Raw genomic sequence first — 19133 nt, 5'->3', positions numbered from 1 at the left:
ACTGTTTAAAGATAATCAAATAATTTTTTTAAGCGGTAATTTCCGCAGTTCTTTTTGCTATTTTGCTGGCAAGCCAGCTTACATAAAAGAGCTGAAAGCTATGGTAAATCATTACCGGGAGCAGAAAAAGCACTTTCTGGTCATCCGGAATACCGAGTACCAAAAGGAACAGGCTTCCATGAACCAGAGATTTTTTGGATCCGCAGAAGGTCGCCGTAATAATGTCCTGCCGCTTAAATTTCAGTTTCTGTGCCACATATTTTAGGATATGGTATACCGAAAAAAATAGAAACACCACGCTGGAAGCCAGTATAAGGAAAGTTACCGGAGGAACCGATGCAAAAATATGCTGTGAGAAGGCGGTAGAAAAACTTTCATAAACGATCAGCAGGATAATCAGCCGGTCGAATTCAGCAATGACCGAGGAATACCTGGTTACCTATCTTTTAAAGACAGGATTCAGCAGAATTCCCAAGACAATGGGCAGCAGGACCTTTATAAGTAACTGCTGAATGATTGCTCCCTGATCGCCTGAACCTTCTGCCGGGATAAGAAAAAAACTCATGAGCAAAGGCGTCATCACTATACCTATCAGTCCTGAAACGGATGCGTTAAAAATAGCTGATGTCACATTTCCCCGGGCTATGGAAACCATCACTACGGATGATGAAACTGTGGAAGGCAGGCAGGCCATAAAATATACGGACAGCCATACGGTGGTGTATTGTGAATCTTTCACAAGCGGGTAAAACAGCAATGCCAGTAACGGAAACAGGATAAAAGTCCCGGACTGGATAAGGAGGTGCAGCTTCCAGTTGGCAATGTCCTTCACCACTTCCTTCAGGTTCAGTTTAAGGCCGTAAAGCAGGAATATCCCTGCAATTCCCCAGTCTATGAAGCCTGAAAGGTTAAAATATCTGTTGTAAGATTCCAGAAACGGGAAAAATCTTGCCAGAACCACCATCATGATCAGCAGGAACAGAAATACGTTCTGTTTGTTAAAAAGTCGGGTCATCATCTTTAATATATCCGGGATAAAATCATTAAAACAAAAATCCTTAAAGGAATAAAGCCTTCAAGGATCATAAAGTTATGAAATATTAATTCTACAGCCTATTATTATTCTTTTTCAATATAGCTGTCATTAAATAATTTATTGGGTTTGAGATAGACTGCGTTATGCTGAAAATCCAGAAAAACATTGAACCGTTTCAGAATTTCGTTGTCCGGAATATTCATCATCTTACTGTAAGAAATCAGTAATGAGATAAAGGCTAAAACATATTTCATTTCATATTTTGATTAGGAATACGAAATGCTGAAATTAGATTTTTAAAACAGCTTCCTATCTATCTAATAAAAATCTCTCCGCTCTAACCCCTGTAGGTATTATTCAGAATGAGAATAAACCTGAAGATAGGAATAAGAGCGGAGAGCAGCCATCAGCTTTTGAAATTAGTTCTTTTCGTCAGCTTTTATTTATTGTACAGGCTTTACAGAGATTGCAAAACCACCACTTCTGGCCATATTGACCTTAATTTTAGATTTGCTCGTTACTGCCTTTTTGTAAATATTATAGCTTTGTGGATTGTTGATGTAGTCTGCATCCTTACCGTCTTCATATACTGTCACCTCATATTTCCTGCCTTTGTCCAGGAATGAGAAATCAACGGTGTAATCACGTTTGTTCTCATCGGTAATCCCACCTACAAACCAATTCTCCGTGCCTTTTGCCTTTCTGGCTGTAATGATATAATCCCCAGGTTCAGCTGACAAGATTTTCGTATCATCCCAGTCTGCGGCTACGTCTTTGATGAATTGGAAAGCATCCATATGCTTCTGATAATTCTCCGGTAGGTCTGCGGCCATTTGAAGCGGCATATACATCACCACATACAAAGCCAGCTGTTTGGCAAGGGTGGTCTTTACAAAACGTTTGTCTCCAGGGAAATAATAATCCAGTTTCGTCTGGAAAATTCCAGGTGTATAGTCCATTGGTCCGCCCATCCATCGGGTAAACGGAAGGATAGTCTGGTGGTCCGGATTGTTTCCGGCAAAAGCCTCGAACTCGGTTCCTCTGGCGGCTTCCGCTGAAATCCAGTTTGGATATGTCCTGCTTTCCCCTCCAGGACGAACGGACTCATGGGAATTCACCATGATCTTATATTCATTTGCTTTTTGGGCAATCCTGTAGAAGTGGTTAATGGTCCACTGTGAATAATGGTGTTCCCCTCTTGGGATGATGTCGCCTACATACCCGGTTTTTACAGCATCGTAGCCGTAATCATTCATCAGTTTGAAGGCTTTGTCTGCCCATCGTTCATAATTGGTTGCTGAGCCTGAGGTTTCGTGGTGCATGATCAGCTTGATGCCTTTGGAATGAGCATAATCATTCAGCATTTTAAGATCGAAATCAGGATACGGCGTGATGAAATCGAAAACGAATTCCTTAGAGTGTCCGAACCAATCTTCCCAACCTATATTCCAGCCTTCGATCAGAAGACCTCCGAAGCCGTTGGCTGCGGCGAAGTCAATGTATTCTTTCACCTTTGTATTGTTGGCAGCATGCTTCCCGTTTGGTGTCAGTTTGCTGAAGTCGGTTTCTCCGATATGTACGTTTTCTGCCGTGGAATACGCCCACTGTGATTTTCCAATGATCATTTCCCACCATACACCCATGTATTTTGTCGGATGGATGTAAGAAGTATCCTTATATTTTGTCGGTTCGTTCAGGTTGAACATCATTTTGGAAGCCAGTACTTCTTCTGCTTTCGGAGAGACGATAATGGTTCTCCACGGTGATACGGTTGAAGTCTGCATGTAGCCTTTCGCACCTTGTCTGTCCGGTGTCAGATGGGTTTTGAATTTGAAATTCACGGCATCTACTTCAAGGTTGGAAGCAGGATAATCCAAAACGGCAGCTTCTCCCAGATTGACGTATAGCGGATCTTTACCTTCCTTTTTAAGCATCAGCGGCGATTGTACCGCATTCTGAACCATCTGCTGTGATGCATTGCTGTCAAATGAATTCGGCCATCTTGCCGGAATTTCAGAAATTTTTGTGGTCTGCGGCTGGTATTCCTGGGAATCATAGTCGGCTGCGATCCACCAGGCTTTCATATCAGTCGGGAAATCAATTTCTGAATCTTCTTCACGGATCACAAAATAATTAAGATTCTTCTGCTGCGGGAATTCATACCTGAAGCCCAATCCGTCATTAAACAGTCTGAATTTTAACACTATATCCCTATCAGTAGCATCCTGGTGAAGGGTTACCGCCAATTCATTATAATGGTTGATATAACTTTTCTTCTCACCCAGTACCGGCTGCCAGGTTTCATTTTTGGAATCCCTGTTCTCAGCTTTTTTGGTGAAACCATTGTTCAGGTCGAATTTTGCATCTTCAGGCTTGGCAATTTCAGAAGCAAACTTAATGGCGGTATCTTTGAATAACCTCAGCCCCAGCTTTGAGTCTTCTACTACCACTGCTCCGTTGTATTTCAGGTTGTAATACGGTACCCCTTGCTTCAGCTGAAAGTTCATTTCAAACTTCCCGTCAGGCGACTGTAAAGTCTGGGCATTAACGCCTGCAAACATCATCGAGAACAATACTGCTCCCATCGTAATTTTCTTCATAATGACTATTTATACGCTTTAAAAATAGAGAAAGTGCTGCCGAAAAGCAACACTTTTCCCTAAGTATTCTATGTTACTTATTATTTATATTTATATTAATTCACCGGGATCAGAGTGTAGTCCCCTGTAGCATCATTAAAATAAACATCGTAATGGAATGTTGTGGTTAAAGGGATGTTAGCTCCACCTAACGCAGCTGTCCCGAAAAATTCCTGAGCTACCCCCCAGCTGGTTCCCCAGTCATGATTGGCTCTGAATTTAAATTCTCCTGAACTCAGCATTACGTTTTTCCTGGTCCATACGTGCGGATCAAAAGTAGATTTCTGAAGATCAAGATCTGTACTCCATCCTCCTGCTGCAGGCCCGATCATGGAAATCGCAGTGTATGTAGCCGTTGGTGTTGCAACCGGCACAAAAGTATATGTAAGCGCAGAGGTGTTTACCGTAAGTTTGTAATATCCTGCTGCAGCCACTGAAATATTCCCTGAACCTCCGCTGGTGTCCAGCACTCCTGCTGAACTTCCCGAACCATATTGGGTAGCCCAGCTTCCAGGGGTTTTTATGATTTTAAATCCTCCCTGTGCAAAATATCCTGTATAGGTATAGATGCCAGCTGTGGTAGTCTTCACAAGCGGATAGATTTTGGTATTGCTTGCAACATTATCCCACGCTCCTGCTGTAGCATCACCGATGAGGTAGAGGTCTGTGAAATTGTACACAGGTCCTAAGATGTAAGGCGTAATCTTTAAGGTTGTTACATTAGAGTAGAAAGCAGCAGCTCCAATTAAAGTTTTTAACCTAACTTCAAGCTCAATAACAACATCCGGGCTTCCTCCAAAACTTAAAGCCATACTGTTAAGTTGTTTATTGGTAAATGTTATAGGCGATGTCACAGCATCCATAGCTGTAGCTCCCACAAAATTTTTACCTTTAACTGCAAATTGCAGTTGCTGACTTGAAACTACAGGCAAATCAAAAGCCGATTTATTCCATGTAATATTTAATGCAATATTATCCTCATTATTTTTATCTAAAACAAGTGTTGTCTTATCTGCAGAGATATTACTTTTGGTTGTTTCAGTAATTACCGCCTGATCTTCATCTTTTTCACATGAAATGACAAAAAAACCTAGTACAGCAATAATTAATATTTTAAATAAATGTTTCATTTTAAGATGTTTTCAAAATTAATAACCAGGATTTTGAACTAGATTAGGATTGGCTACGATGTCGTTAGCAGGTAACGGGAATAGATTTCTGTAATCTTCGACTGCTTTACCTTCTTTTACGCCACCTTTCCAAGGCCACAGGTATGATCCGGAAGTAAATTTACCATATCTGATAAGATCCGTTCTCCTTGTTCCTTCCCAAGATAATTCTCTCGCTCTTTCATCCAAGAAAAAATCAGTATTAACAGAAGAAACAGTATTCGCGCCAGCTCTTGCCCGCAATGCATTGACGTATCCTAAAGCAGTGGTAAGATCTCCGCCAGATCCACCTCTGGAAACAGCTTCTCCATACATTAAGTAGATATCAGCCAAACGATATAAAGGAATGTCTGCATCCACAAAATTACCTGAAGGATCTGAACCTGGAGCATTGTTAGAATATTTTATATTCTTGTATTTAATGAATGCATATCCGTCATTAAAAGAACTGATGGTATTAATTTCGAGGTTCTGACCATTCGTATAGAAATTTCCTCTTTGATCATTAGGTGAACCTGAGAATAAATTAACGAAGGATTTGGTAGTTCTAAGACCACCCCAGCCTCCGTTAATACCAAACTGAGAAGCTGGCATAGAGCCTCCTACTGCTGCATGTACCATGAAAGTTGAGCCTCCGTAGGTTTTTGTACTGGTCCCATCATAATTAACTGACAAAATAACTTCAGGATTATTCACATTATTATCCGCCATAAATAATGAACCATAATTTGATTTTAATGAGTACCCAGAGCTAATAACTTTATTACAGTAAGTTATACAATCTGTATATCTGCCTGTCCCGGTATAGGTCTGAGCATTCAGATATAATCTCGCTAATAACGCCCAGGCAGCAGCTTTGTCTGCTCTTCCGTATTCATTTGTTCTTGCATCTTTTAATTCATTAGCACATGCTAAAAGTTCAGATTCAACAAACTTAAATAGTTCCGCTCTTGCAATCCTAGGAGGAGGATTGCTGATAATATCGGTCGTTTCGAGTACATAAGGTACATTTCCAAACAGATCCAAAGCATGGTAATAGGACTGCGCTCTCAGAAAACGTGCCTCGGCTCTCATATATTTAGCTTCTGTAAGATTGTTTCCGGAAATACCATTTGATGATAATTTTTCATCAGTCGTATTTTTAATAAATTCATTACTTATAGCAATCACATTGAATATTCTGTAATAAATTGCAGCAATAAAAGGATTGGATGAATTCCAGGTCATATTATGCATTTCAGGTAATCCTGCATCTGCCCATGCTATTACTGCTTCATCAGTCGTAAGTACCTGTGTACTATAAATCTGACGGAGATAGTTTGAAAATCCTCCATCAATACCTCCAATATCGGTATTGGCATCACCATTGTTTTGGTCTCCCTGCCCACCAATTGCCAAACCTGCATAAATTTTAGCCAATGCCGGTTTATAATTATTGAAATCTTTATAGAGAACAGCAGAAGTAAGCCCTAAAGAAGGTTCTCTTTCAAGATCCTTTGTACAAGAGGCTGTAGAAATAAGGGTTCCTAATGTAATAGTTCCCAAAATTATTTTTTTATATAAATATCTATTTTTCATTTTGATTAAAATTGGAAGTTAAAGCCTACTGAATACACCTTTGGTCTCTGATAGAATCCATTATCAATTCCTCCGAAAACCTCAGGGTCTACCCCTTTATATTTAGTAATTACAAATACATTCTGAGACATTGCATTGACTCTTAAATTGGTCCCTTTACCCATAAACTCTCCTGCATTATATGCAACGCTGAAATTATCCATTCTCAGGAATGATGCATCTTCAATAAACATATCGGAGAATAGTTGTGTCGTGGCAAATTGAGTATTTAGAATACTTGTATTGGTATTGCTCAAAAAGTTATTGGCCTGAATATTAGCTATAGAACTGTTGGAAGCTGAATTGTTATAAACATAATTACCCAGTACAGCTCTTAATGATGTGGAGATTTCCCACTTTTTATAGTTGACTTTAGTTGAAAAACCTAAAATTACATCAGGCGTCGGAGATTTATAAAAATATTTATCATCTTCTGTAATTTTCCCATCCCCATTTCTATCTATATAAGCACCTTCCAGTGCTTTTCCATTAGCATCATACACCTGTTGATAGACATAAAATGCATTCAACGGCTGACCTACACTAATGGCTTGGATATAGTTATTAATACCTGAGATAGATCCTACAGGAATTTTGTAAGAAGAATCCACATATTGTGAAAGACTGGTAACTTTAGGATTAAATTTAGTGGCATTTACATTTACGTCCCAGGTAAGATTTTCATTTTTTACCGGAACAAAATTCAAACTGGCTTCAATACCTTTATTTTCTATTACACCTACATTTTTAACATTGAAGTTATTTAAATCTCCGGCCCAAGTAGGTACTCTGGCAATCAAGTTTTCAGACTTTTTATCAAATAGGTCAACTGAACCGCTAATTCTATTGTTCAGGATACCAAAATCAAGACCTATATTCTTTGTAGTAGTTGTTTCCCAAACCAAATTTGGATTATATACATCAGGACGAAGCAAAGTATAAAAATTACTTCCGAATTGGTACTGTGAAGTACTGCTGTTACTATAAGAATAAGATCCGAAAGCAGGATAAAAATTACCTGTTTCCTGTTGTCCCGTTTTTCCCCAGCCAGCTCTTAACTTCAAAGAATTGATGGTGTTAATATTCTTCAGGAAGCTTTCCTCATTAATTTTCCATGCAAGGGACACCGCCGGAAAGTTGCCCCATAAATTATTTTTATCTGTTCCGTTCCAGAATGTGGAAGATCCGTCCCTTCTTACTGATGCATTGATCACATATCGGTCAGCAATAGTGAATATACCCCTTGCATAAAAAGAGACTAAAGTTCTCTGAGTATCACCCGGTGTTGAAAAGTCGGTTTTCTGTCCATTCCCATAATATGTGGGTGCCTCAGGAGTAATGGATCGCGTATCCTGATAAGAATATCCACCAATGATATCTACAGTAGTATTAATTGCATTGATGTTTTTTACATAATTCAAATAGGACTCGAACAATTTACTTTTTATTTCCTGAGAATAAGAACGGTAGGATCCCAAAGTACCAATTCCCTGAGCAAAATTTCTGGAAACATTAACTGAACCATCACTTTTTGCATAATCATAAGACCCTGTTATATTTAATCTTAAATCAGGTAAAAAATGAAACTTATAGTCTAATTGCAAACTGGGAATAACTCTGAATACGGAAGATAAATCTCTCTTACTGTACAATAACCCTAATGGATTTCTTGTTCCGTTAACATTTAATCCTGTTGCAGAATTCGAAGCATCCAGCCATTCATAATATCCTCCATAGTTTGAATTTCCTGAATATACAGGTTGTGTAGGGTCAAAATAAATGGAAGCACCTATCGCTCCTCCATCAGGAAATCTGTTTTCAGTGAAGGTACCTTTGAAATTACCATTAACAGTTAAGTGGTTATCAAAAAATTTTGGAGAAAAGTTTAGACCTAAGGACGTTCTTCTAAATTCATTGGTTCTTACAATACCATTTTGCTCATTATAGCCTAAAGAGACTCTGTAAGGCAAACCTTTCACACCACCCGAAAAAGCTACATTATTATCGGTTCCCCAAGCCTGTTGATAAATCAGATCCTGCCAGTTTGTATCAGCAGAGCCTAAATAAGATTTTTGCTGCGCAGTACCGTATGTATTAACAAAATCTCTGAATTGCCCTGCATTAAGCACATCAACATTTCCCATTTTGGTAGAAACAGAGAAATTGGTATTAAAATTTACTCTGAATTTTCCTGATGAACCTTTTTTAGTTGTAATCAAAATAACACCATTGGAAGCTCTGTTTCCGTATATTGCTGCAGAAGATGCATCCTTTAGGATATCAAATGTTTCAATATCGTTAGGGTTAATAAGGGATAAAGGATTTGTTGCACCGCTTAAACTATTGAAATCAATGGGTACTCCGTCAATAACTATCAAAGGATCGTTATTAATAAATGATGAACCACCTCTCACCCTGATGGTAGATCCGGCTCCTGGAGCTCCGCTATTCCCGGTAATTTGTACACCCGGCGTTTTTCCGACAATTAACTGATCTGCTGTAGAAGACCCGGCATTAAAATCTTTGGAAGATACGGAAGTAATAGAACCCGTTAAATCAGTTTTCTTCTGCCGCCCGTACCCAATCAATACTACCTCTTCAATTTTTTTCTCTTTTGTAGCTGAGTCCTTTGTTTGTGCATGGACCATTGTACCGGCGAGTAAAAATGCCGGAGCAATTTTTAATACTGTTGTAAATTTTTTCACAATATCTTTTTTATATAGTTTATTCTTCTTTTATAAAAGCTAAAGCTTTTGCAATTTATAAAAAAAAGTTAACGATGGTAATTTTATTTTAAATTAAGTTAATTTTGTATATATTTAACAGGTTCTGATACATTAATATATTGATTGTCAAAATGATAAATTTAAATATGCTTAGCATAACATATGGTTTATTCCATCAAATAGTTAAACAACTGTTTAACTATTTGGTAACATTCCGTTAACATTCCAGCTTATGGATGCCAAAAAACCGTCCATAAATTTTCCACGGATATTCCTTATCTTTGCCCTATAAAACTAAACGATAAAATGTCGAACAGAAAAATGATTACGGCGGCGTTGCCTTATGCCAACGGGCCGGTTCATATAGGACATCTGGCAGGGGTTTATATCCCGGCGGATGTTTACGCTAGATTTCAGAGAAGATCAGGAAAAGAAGTTGCCTTTATATGCGGTTCAGATGAACATGGGATTCCTATTACCATCAGGGCTAAAAAAGAAGGGGTAACACCTCAGGATATTGTGGACAAGTATCATGAAATCATTAAGAAATCTTTTTCAGATTTAGGAATTTCATTTGACGAATATTCCAGGACCACATCTCAGAAACACTACGAAACCAGCCAGGAATTTTTTAAAGTATTATATGAAAAAGGAAAATTCACCGAAGAAGTTTCTGAACAATACTTTGATGAGCAGGCCGGTGAATTTCTGGCCGACCGCTATATTGTAGGAACCTGCCCAAATTGCGGCAATGAAAATGCCTATGGCGATCAATGTGAAAAGTGTGGTTCTACCCTGTCCCCTTCTGAGCTGATCAATCCGAAATCCATGCTCAGCGGAAATGTACCCGTCCTTAAAGAAACCAAAAACTGGTACCTGCCACTGAATGAATATGAAAGCTTCTTAAACGAATGGATCATCGAAGGCCATAAAGACGACTGGAAACCTAATGTGTACGGACAGGTGAAATCCTGGTTGAATGACGGGCTGAAACCAAGGGCGATGACCCGTGACCTTAACTGGGGTGTTCCGGTTCCTTTACCGGGTGCAGAAGGTAAAGTGCTTTATGTATGGTTTGATGCCCCGATCGGGTATATCTCATTTACCAAAGAATGGGCAGAGAAAAACGGAAAAGACTGGAAAGACTACTGGCAAAGCGAAGAGAGCGACCTGGTTCACTTTATCGGAAAAGATAATATTGTGTTCCACTGCATTATTTTTCCGTCAATGATGAAAGCCCATGGCGATTTTATCATGCCAGACAATGTTCCGGCATTCGAATTCCTCAACCTTGAGAACGACAAGATCTCCACCTCCAGAAACTGGGCGGTGTGGGCACATGAATATGTAGAAGATTTCCCGGGACAGCAGGATGTGCTGAGATATGCACTTCTGTCTTCCGCTCCGGAAACCAAGGACAATAATTTTACATGGAAAGATTTCCAGACAAAGAATAATTCTGAGCTGGTAGGAATTTTCGGGAATTTTATCAACCGTGTTGCTGTTTTGATGCATAAATATTATGATGGCGTCATTCCACAGGGTGATGCTAATGCCCCTGAACTTCAGGAAATCAACAAATCAGCCAGAGAAATTTCAGAATTCCTGAACCGCTATGAGTTCAGAAATGCATTGTCTGCGCTGATGAACCTTGCCCGATTCGGAAACCAGTACCTTCAGACCGAAGAGCCATGGAAAACCATTAAGGACAATCCTGAAAAAGCTGCGCATTCCTTATTTGTGGGTGCCCAGATCGCTGTAGCTTTGGCCCAGCTGTGTGAGCCTTTTATGCCTTTCAGTTCCGATAAGCTTCTCAATATGTTCAATGTCGGAAAAATAAACTGGAATGATGTTGAAACAAAGCAGGTCTTAATTGAAACCGGACATCAGATTAACGAAGCTTCTCTTTTGTTCTCCAAAATTGAAGACGACGTTATCGAAGCCCAGATCCAAAAGCTCGAAGATACCAAACAAAGCAACAAAAAAACAAACCCTAACGCCAATCCTATGAAAGAAGAAATCACTTTTGATGATTTTACGAAAATCGATCTGAGAACTGCAACCATTCTGGAAGCCGAAAAAGTAGAGAAAGCAGACAAGCTGCTGAAACTGAAAGTGGATACCGGAGTGGATGTAAGAACCGTAGTTTCTGGGATTGCAGAGAGCTTTACACCGGAAGAAATAATTGGAAAGCAGGTAATGATCTTATTGAACCTCGCTCCAAGAAAAATCAGAGGTATAGAATCACAGGGAATGTTATTGCTAACGACCAAACCGGATGGAAAACTGTCTTTCGTAACACCGGACGACAGCACTGTAGAAAATGGTATTGAAATCGGATAATTTTTTTATCGCAATATTTTGAAATGGGCATTTTTGCCCATTTTTTTATCGGTATGGTACAGAGAAAAGTTTTAGGAAAACGTACAGACTCCGAACTTGAGTGCTACCTGAAGGAAGGCAACAGGTTTACACCGGAAGCAGTTAAGATGGCTTTTGAAATCCTGGAAAGAAGAGGAAGAATTTTCAGTGAAGAGGAAAAGAAGTCGGTTCAACGGATGATCAGGGAGAAGACGGAATCAGAATCAGTCAGTCTGGATGCAGAAAAGGAAGTATGGAAAGACTATATCACAGATGATCCGGATGCCGTACCGCTCTATCCGAGAGAACTGATCATGATCTTAGGTTTTTTCCTCGGCACTGTTCCCGGCGCTGTCTTACTGGGTATGAATCTCATCAGGCTTAAAAATACGTTCCGGCCATTTTTACCTTCATCATGGGCTTTGCTTTTATTAAGCTGCAGAATATTGTAGTCCCTATCCTGTATGAGCGGCATTCAAGGGAAATTATTATTTAAAAAGAGTCCGGAGTTTTTTGTTTCAGCAGCCGGCGCAATTATCCTGATGATCTTATGGGTGGTATTCATTCCTAAAAAGCTTCCTTACCGGACGGCTTCTTATCTATTACCAATCATCATCTCATGTATTATGCTTTACCTGATTGCAGTGAATGATCACAATTTCTTTTCGTACAATATCATCAACAGTCTGATCCGTAATTATCATGAACTATTTGCGGAATCATAATGATGTACAATTACGGGATCCCGGTTTTATTAAATATACTATAAAAACTTTTAAATGTCTTGATAAGTATGAGTCAGCACATCTAATTTACTTTTTGTACGTTACTTCTTTGTCAGCCTTGCAAGATAAGAATCGTCTTGCTGCAAAACTTTTTCAATCCTGAAGCCGTTGTGTTCTGCAGCATTTTTCAGGGTATTGAAATCAAGGTAAAGCCATTTAATCGGGTCTTCCGATTGCCCTTTATAATGTACGATGTAATCCAGTTCGCCGTAATAGCCTTCTGCCGGGATGTAGACCCCACCGTCTTCATCTTCATCAAACATATAAATAATATCCGTACTGTCGATCAGGATCTGTCCGTTTTTAGCCAGAAGCGCATAGAGCTTTTTGAGGTAAATATCAATTACCTGGAGGCTCTGGAAAATCCCGGTACCGTTCATCAGCAATATAATAGTATCAAATTCTTCTTCCGGGAACTGCAGCATATTTCCGCAGACTGCCTGCCGAACGCCTCTTGATTTACAGATCTCGATGGATTTAGGTGAAATATCGAGTGCCGTTACGGCAAGACCTTTTTTATCCTGAAGGTACAGGGAATGTGAACCGGCACCAGCACCGATATCCAGAACTTTTCCCTTGGATAGGTCAAGTGCTTTCTGTTCAAGGATATTCATTTCCTCAAATTCCCGGAACAGATACGCTACCGGCATTTCATCAAGTTCCGAAATGGATGTTTCGGTCTGTAAATCTTCAGGATTGTTGTTATGATAATAGTCGTGGATGGCTTGGCCCATCAGGTCTTTCATGATGCAATTTTAATGAATGCAAAGATAAGGCTTTAAACAGGAAAAACGAATACCCATACTTTTCTCCGGTTAGAAAGTACTTCTATCATACATAAGTTGGAGCAAAGATTCCCGTCTTTAAAACTTTCTCTATTTTACTTTTTCAAGCAGATACAGTTTAGCCCCGGAAAAGGCCAATTTCGGCATCAGATTCCCCTCAAGGACCATGGTTTTATTAGTGACATCAATCACCGAAATATAATTATCAGAATTGTATTCTATATAATTCTCTTTCTCTTTAGTTACAGGATTTTTACCGAATTCAAAAGAATATTTTACCCAGTCTTCTTTTTCCGAGCTGCAGTGAACCGGCTGAAATTTGGATCTTTTGGCTTTGAAAATTATCTGATCATAAGCGTCCGTACATTCTGAAGTAAACGAACTTTCTGGATTCTGGTCTTTGGTAAAGTCTTCAAAAGAGCCATGATAAACGCCTACCACTCTCCAGGTTCCGTCGATACGGTCTCCGTCAATTTTCCCATTGGCTTTGCGAACGGCCCAACTGATTCCGTTAACAGTGCCTTTAACGGCCTTGTAACTCAGGTTGACCGCTCCTTTTACCGCTTTAGCGGCTGTAGATACGACACAGGAATTCAATGTTAAAACGGATAAGGTAAGCAATACTGTTTTTTTCATTATAATCAGATCTGGTTGATACAAATATAGCAAATAGAAATTTTGGTTGTTATCATTACAAGCATTTTTACACGTCACGCTCCGGAGGTATTCAGAAAATTATGTTCAGTGATAATGAACAAAATAATGATATTTGATGGAGGGCGTATGTACAGGATGTTCAATATAGATTTTTCGTTCCCATCACCATCATAACCAAATTCTATCTTTCAGACCACAAAACTTATCATAATATTCCCTAACTTGTATTGTTCAAAAGAAGATTGATTGAATGAATAATAAAGAGTTTAATTTTCAGAAAGGATACATCTTCAGTAAACATATACCGGAAGAAATGTCTCATTTCGACCGGGTTTTTGATGTATTCAAAGATCTGCTGACACATACTTCCGGAGATATTGAGGAGGCCTTTGAATGGCTTGATATGCTGGATCAGGAGTATGATATCTTCACGGATGAATACACCCTGGAAGATTTTGAGGAAGACCTTAGGAAGCGAGGCTACATACGGGAAGAAATTGATGAAGAGGACGGAAATACCGGAACGGGAAGAGGAAAGAATGTCCTGACTCCCAAACTGGAATCCGCACTGCGTGAATATGCCCTGGATCAAATATTCGGAAAGCTGAAAAAAAGCGGGATCGGCAACCACCGTACTTCCAAAACAGGTATTGGTGATGAAAAGGATGGCGACCACCGGTCATTCCAGTACGGCGATGACCTGTCACTGGTCAACATGACAGAAAGTCTTAAAAATGCCCAGGTCAATAACGGCATTGGTGACCTTCAGCTGACGGAAGATGACCTCATCGTAGAAGAAACGCGCCATAAAGCCCAGATGAGCACGGTACTGATGATTGATATCAGCCACTCCATGATCTTATATGGCGAAGACCGGATTACTCCTGCCAAAAAAGTAGCCATGGCCCTTGTAGAACTGATCCACCGCAAATATCCGAAAGATTCGATTGATATTATTGTTTTTGGAAATGAAGCATGGCCGATCAAGATCAAGGACCTTCCCTACCTGAAAGTCGGGCCTTATCATACCAATACGGTGGCCGGACTGGAACTGGCGATGGACATCCTCCGCAGGAAAAGGAATACCAATAAACAGATCTTCATGATCACCGATGGAAAGCCCAGCTGCATCCAGCTACCAACCGGGGAATTTTATATGAACAGCGTCGGGCTCGACCAGATGATCGTGTCGCAATGCCTCAACAGAGCTGCGCAGGCCCGGAAACTTAAAATACCGATCACCACCTTTATGATCGCCCAGGATCCTTACCTCAGGAAATTTGTGGAAGAATTTACGGAACAGAACCAGGGGAAAGCATTCCTGACGGGACTTTCCGGATTGGGGCAGATGATTTTTGAGGATTATGAAAAGAACAGGAAGAGAAGGATATGATGGATAGATTTCAGATATCTGATGCAAGATACCAGACTTCAGACTTGAGGTGTTAGATTTGAAATCTGATATCCATATAAATTTTAGGATAATTAACAATGTACTATATTATTAAATGATTACTGCTCAAAATACAATGAAAAACGATACGACATTTAAAGAATTAAAAAACTCAGGATATACCCACAAAACCATTAACGAAGAAATCCAGGAGAACCTGATAGCAAAGATCAGAGCAAAGGAACCTGTATTTGAGGGACTTTGGGGCTATGAAGATACCGTAGTTCCGCAATTGAAGAAAGCATTGCTTGCAGGCCATCATATTAACCTTCTCGGATTGCGCGGACAGGCCAAAACCAGGATTGCAAGAAGCATGGTACATCTCCTCGATGAATATATGCCGATTGTAAAAGGCTCTGAAATCAACGACAGCCCGTTCCAGCCTATTTCTAAATATGCCAGGGACCTCATTGCCGAAATGGGTGATGAAACTCCAATTGCATGGGTACACCGCTCAGACAGGTTTTTTGAAAAACTTGCTACACCGGATGTGAATGTGGCCGACCTGATCGGAGATATCGATCCGATTAAAGCTGCAACACTGAAACTTCCGTATTCCGACGAACGTGTACTGCATTACGGCATGATCCCGCGTGCTAACCGCTGCATATTCGTGCTGAATGAACTGCCGGATTTACAAGCCAGGATCCAGGTTTCCTTGTTCAACATCCTTCAGGAGGGGGATATCCAGATCCGCGGATTCCAGTTAAGGATGCCATTGGACATCCAGTTTGTGTTTACAGCCAATCCGGAAGATTATACCAACCGGGGCAGCATCGTTACACCACTGAAAGACAGGATCGGTTCCCAGATTTTCACGCACTATCCACAGACTATTTCCCTGGCGCGTCAGATCACAGAGCAGGAAGCACAGGTTCCTGCCGAGGACCAGTCTAAAATCCATATTCCGGACCTTGCAAAAGACCTCCTGGAGGAAGTATCTTTTGCCGCCCGCGACAGTGAATATGTGGATGCTAAAAGCGGGGTAAGTGCCCGTCTCAGCATCAGTGCCATGGAAAACCTGATGGCCGCCGCCAGGCTCCGCCTGATTGAATCCGGGGCCGAACGCACCACTGTCCGCCTGCTTGACTTTTTATCTATTGTCCCTTCCATTACCGGAAAAATAGAACTGGTCTACGAAGGTGAACAGGAAGGCGCCGATTACGTTGCCAAGATCCTGATTGACAAAGCGGTGATGACTCAATTTGAAAGCCTTTTCCCACGCATTTCCAAGCTGGAGAAAGAGAGCATCAAAACACCTTACACCGATCTGATCAAATGGTTCAATAAAAACCAGCTGGAACTGCATTATAATGATACGGACGAAGAATTTTACCGCAAGCTGGACAGCATTGCTCCATTATCAACCGTAGTGGAAGAAAACGTTCCAGACCTAAGCCCGGAAGACCAGAATTTCTGCAAAGAGCTCGTTTTATGGGCACTGACGATCAGTAAAAAGCTGGATAAATCTGAAAACAGCAATGCCTTTACTTTTGATTCTGCGGAAATCAACCCGTATTACAGGAATTAAAATTTTTGGCTTAACTTATAAATTCTGTCCCCTGAATATTTCGGGGGATATTTTTTTGACTGTCATTAAACCTTATAGGTTTTAAAAACCTATAAGGTTTATTATTATGATTATTGTTGTACCTGACAGCCACTTTGTCTCCAGTCAGACGTCTATTAACTCTTCAAAGCCAGAAAATTTAACCTGCGTAATTTCGAATAATAAAATCTTCCAGCTTTTTCATTATCAGAATCATATTATTCTCTGCATCAACATCGTTGATGATAAAACGGTAATACTAGAATAGCCACTCCGTCTCCTGCCTGCGGCCGGATCCACCCCTCCAAGAGAGAGGATTTTTTTTGCAGATATACAATTAATAATAGTATAGAGCATTATATAATTCCCCTCCCCTCGCAAAGGTGGCGAAAATTCGAAGAATTTTTTGACGGGGTGATCTTATAATTGAATTTTGCTCCGAAAAGCGAATCCTTAACAGTCAATTTTATTGCATTTAGTATTTTGGAAATATACTTAAGATGACTTATAATTCAAAAAAGGAGTATACCCTAGCCCCGATAGGAACGGCATCCTTTTTTGTTGCGGCCGGAGCAAAGCGGAGGCCGTAATAAAAAAGATACAGTGGATAGCGGGAAAAAGCTCCAAACCAAACCCCATTACCAACGCAAAGCCCCACTCTTATCATAAGAACAGGGCTTTGCTGGAAAACAAGGTTTCTTCAGACGGCAGGACCTGCAGCGTCTCTTATTTCTTCAATTAATTTTTTCCTTTCGCGGAGCCTTCTCCTGGCAATCACTGACTTTCCGGTCAGTACCCTGATGAAGCGCAAGTATTCAAACCGCTCTTTACCGAAATGGTGGGTAAATACATAGATCAATACACCGCAACCGGCCAGGATAATGTATCCGAACAGTTTTTTACCCGCAATAATGATGGCATTGAGCTGGACAGTTTTCATATTTCCGGCGACATTCTGAGGCGTGATCGTCATCCCGTCCAGATAAACCGCAAGATCTCCCACCGCAATCACCTGAAAGCGATACTGGAACCATGAATACAACGCCGAGAATATTCCTACTGCCAGAAACGTTCTCCAAACCAGCACCAATCCGATCGCAGCCAGCATCTCATCCATTTCCAGCTTGTCCAGGGTATAAAACCAAACAGAGATGAACAATGAACACATTCCGTAGCCTTTCAGGAACATCGGCAGGTACCAGTAATCATAGTTGAATTCCAAAACCATGGAAAAGTACATGATGATGGAGTACCCCATCATGGCCGAAAAACCAGAAAAAATGAACATTTTCAAGGGAATTTCTTTTTTGAACCAGAATATGGCGGTTACCCCGGCCAAAATAAGCCCAGGAATCATCAGGAGATTAAGGCGTGCGTTAGTCAGCTGGTCATATCCCAATACGCCTACAGCAAAAGTATTCTGGATGGAAGTCGTTCCCAGGAACATCCCGAGGCAGAACAGCATGAACAATCCATGCAATACATTGTTTTTGGAAAATATTTTAAATGACAGGTACGGCCGTTTTAAAGTCAGCTGGCGGATTACGAGCAGGGCAAAACTTACAAAGGCAGCTATGCTGGCGTCCACAATTTTCTTTGAATGAAGCCAGTCCTGCTGTTTGCCGAAGGAGAACACATACGCCGAAAACATAAATGTGGACACGAAAAGCAACGTGCTGAGCCAGTCGATGTAATGCAGAGGAACTTTCAGGGCAAAATATTTATCGTGCATTAAAAGCCAGTGCACCAACGCTAATGCAAAACATCCTACTGCAACAATAATATAGAACTGCTGCCAGTTATACCTGATAGAAATATCTACGGCATAATAGGCTGATATTTGGTTGAGTACCAGTACAAAAGTATAAAAAGCACCGTAAAACATCCCGCGATTGCCCATCATAGCCATCAGGGGAAGGAACAGTTCTATCGTAACCATCATTTTAAAGAATCCGATGATTAATGAGCTGAATACAAAAATCATCGGTTCGTAGGTTGTGGAATTGATGTAACTCAGCAATCCCAACATCACCAGGAGCAACGTCATTTTATCCCGTACCTTGAACCTCATCTTCATTCTGAGGACGATCGGCATGCAGGCTCCCATCCCAATCGTGGAAGCGTAGTTGGCCCACATGAAATATTCTGTCATGGAACCGGTTCCGCTGACCAGGTAACTGATGTTCCCGGTGTACACACCCCCGATTGGCATCACTACAGCAAGCAGCAAAACGATCAGCAGGAGCTGTATGGGTTTCGGTACCCAGTCTTGGTAAAGTCCTTTGTTGTACATTGTTTAGTTTTTAGAGGTAAGATATCAGATTTCAGATACCAGACATCTGATTGTCAGATTTTA

At 40.5% G+C, this 19133-nt stretch carries 13 protein-coding genes and 1 pseudogene; 5 read left to right on the top strand and 9 right to left on the bottom strand.

The features are described 5' to 3' along the window. Positions 1-28 precede the first annotated feature (28 nt). The 6 genes and pseudogenes from QE404_RS04095 to QE404_RS04070 all read right to left on the bottom strand — a co-directional run bounded on the left by QE404_RS04095 (position 29) and on the right by QE404_RS04070 (position 9166). A pseudogene (locus QE404_RS04095) lies at positions 29-1015 on the bottom strand (bile acid:sodium symporter family protein). A 104-nt stretch (positions 1016-1119) separates the two neighbouring features. Continuing rightward, positions 1120-1290, bottom strand: a complete 171-nt coding sequence (locus QE404_RS04090) for a hypothetical protein (RefSeq protein ID WP_307446849.1) — start codon at positions 1288-1290, stop codon at positions 1120-1122. A 189-nt stretch (positions 1291-1479) separates the two neighbouring features. Beyond that, positions 1480-3636 carry a glycoside hydrolase family 97 protein gene (locus QE404_RS04085; RefSeq protein ID WP_307446846.1) on the bottom strand — a complete coding sequence of 719 codons (2157 nt, stop codon included), beginning with the start codon at positions 3634-3636 and terminating at the stop codon, positions 1480-1482. Positions 3637-3731: 95 nt separating this feature from the next. After that, positions 3732-4805, bottom strand: a complete 1074-nt coding sequence (locus QE404_RS04080) for a SusF/SusE family outer membrane protein (protein ID WP_307446843.1) — start codon at positions 4803-4805, stop codon at positions 3732-3734. A gap of 18 nt (positions 4806-4823) precedes the next feature. Further along, on the bottom strand, positions 4824-6422 hold the full coding sequence (locus QE404_RS04075; protein ID WP_307446840.1) for a RagB/SusD family nutrient uptake outer membrane protein: 1599 nt from the start codon (positions 6420-6422) through the stop codon (positions 4824-4826). 5 nt (positions 6423-6427) lie between these two features. Beyond that, positions 6428-9166: a SusC/RagA family TonB-linked outer membrane protein gene (locus QE404_RS04070; RefSeq protein ID WP_307446837.1), complete on the bottom strand. Its 2739-nt coding sequence runs from the start codon at positions 9164-9166 to the stop codon at positions 6428-6430. 327 nt (positions 9167-9493) lie between these two features. Between QE404_RS04070 and metG the strand changes: the two genes are divergently transcribed. Genes metG through QE404_RS04055 form a run of 3 tightly spaced genes read left to right on the top strand, consistent with a single transcriptional unit; the run spans position 9494 to position 12273 of the window. Beyond that, the gene (gene metG, locus QE404_RS04065; RefSeq protein ID WP_307446834.1) at positions 9494-11530 is read left to right on the top strand and encodes a methionine--tRNA ligase; all 2037 of its coding nucleotides are present in this window, start codon (positions 9494-9496) and stop codon (positions 11528-11530) included. A 53-nt stretch (positions 11531-11583) separates the two neighbouring features. Further along, positions 11584-12000, top strand: a complete 417-nt coding sequence (locus tag QE404_RS04060) for a hypothetical protein (protein WP_307453718.1) — start codon at positions 11584-11586, stop codon at positions 11998-12000. Between the two features lie 12 nt (positions 12001-12012). Next, positions 12013-12273 (top strand): hypothetical protein, encoded by a 261-nt coding sequence (locus QE404_RS04055; RefSeq protein WP_307446828.1) that lies wholly within the window; start codon positions 12013-12015, stop codon positions 12271-12273. A 101-nt stretch (positions 12274-12374) separates the two neighbouring features. Here QE404_RS04055 and QE404_RS04050 read toward each other — a convergent pair whose 3' ends face one another. Then, a complete protein-coding gene (locus tag QE404_RS04050) occupies positions 12375-13079 on the bottom strand; it encodes a class I SAM-dependent methyltransferase (protein WP_307446825.1) in 705 nt (234 codons plus the stop codon). A gap of 129 nt (positions 13080-13208) precedes the next feature. Next, complete coding sequence (locus QE404_RS04045; protein ID WP_307446822.1) at positions 13209-13754, bottom strand: hypothetical protein; 546 nt, start codon at positions 13752-13754, stop codon at positions 13209-13211. 271 nt (positions 13755-14025) lie between these two features. On the opposite strand from QE404_RS04045, the gene QE404_RS04040 reads away from it, so the two are divergent. Then, positions 14026-15168: a vWA domain-containing protein gene (locus QE404_RS04040; RefSeq protein WP_307446819.1), complete on the top strand. Its 1143-nt coding sequence runs from the start codon at positions 14026-14028 to the stop codon at positions 15166-15168. Between the two features lie 136 nt (positions 15169-15304). Continuing rightward, on the top strand, positions 15305-16759 hold the full coding sequence (locus QE404_RS04035; RefSeq protein ID WP_307446816.1) for a sigma 54-interacting transcriptional regulator: 1455 nt from the start codon (positions 15305-15307) through the stop codon (positions 16757-16759). Positions 16760-17477: 718 nt separating this feature from the next. On the opposite strand, the gene QE404_RS04030 is transcribed toward QE404_RS04035, so the two are convergent. After that, a complete protein-coding gene (locus QE404_RS04030; protein WP_307446813.1) occupies positions 17478-19070 on the bottom strand; it encodes an MFS transporter in 1593 nt (530 codons plus the stop codon). Between the last annotated feature and the right edge of the window lie 63 nt (positions 19071-19133).

This window comes from Chryseobacterium camelliae (assembly GCF_030818575.1).
In the GTDB taxonomy this organism is placed as follows: Bacteria; Bacteroidota; Bacteroidia; order Flavobacteriales; family Weeksellaceae; genus Chryseobacterium; species Chryseobacterium camelliae_A.
Note: the sequence above shows the minus strand (reverse complement) of the source record. Positions and strands in the feature narration are given on the sequence as shown.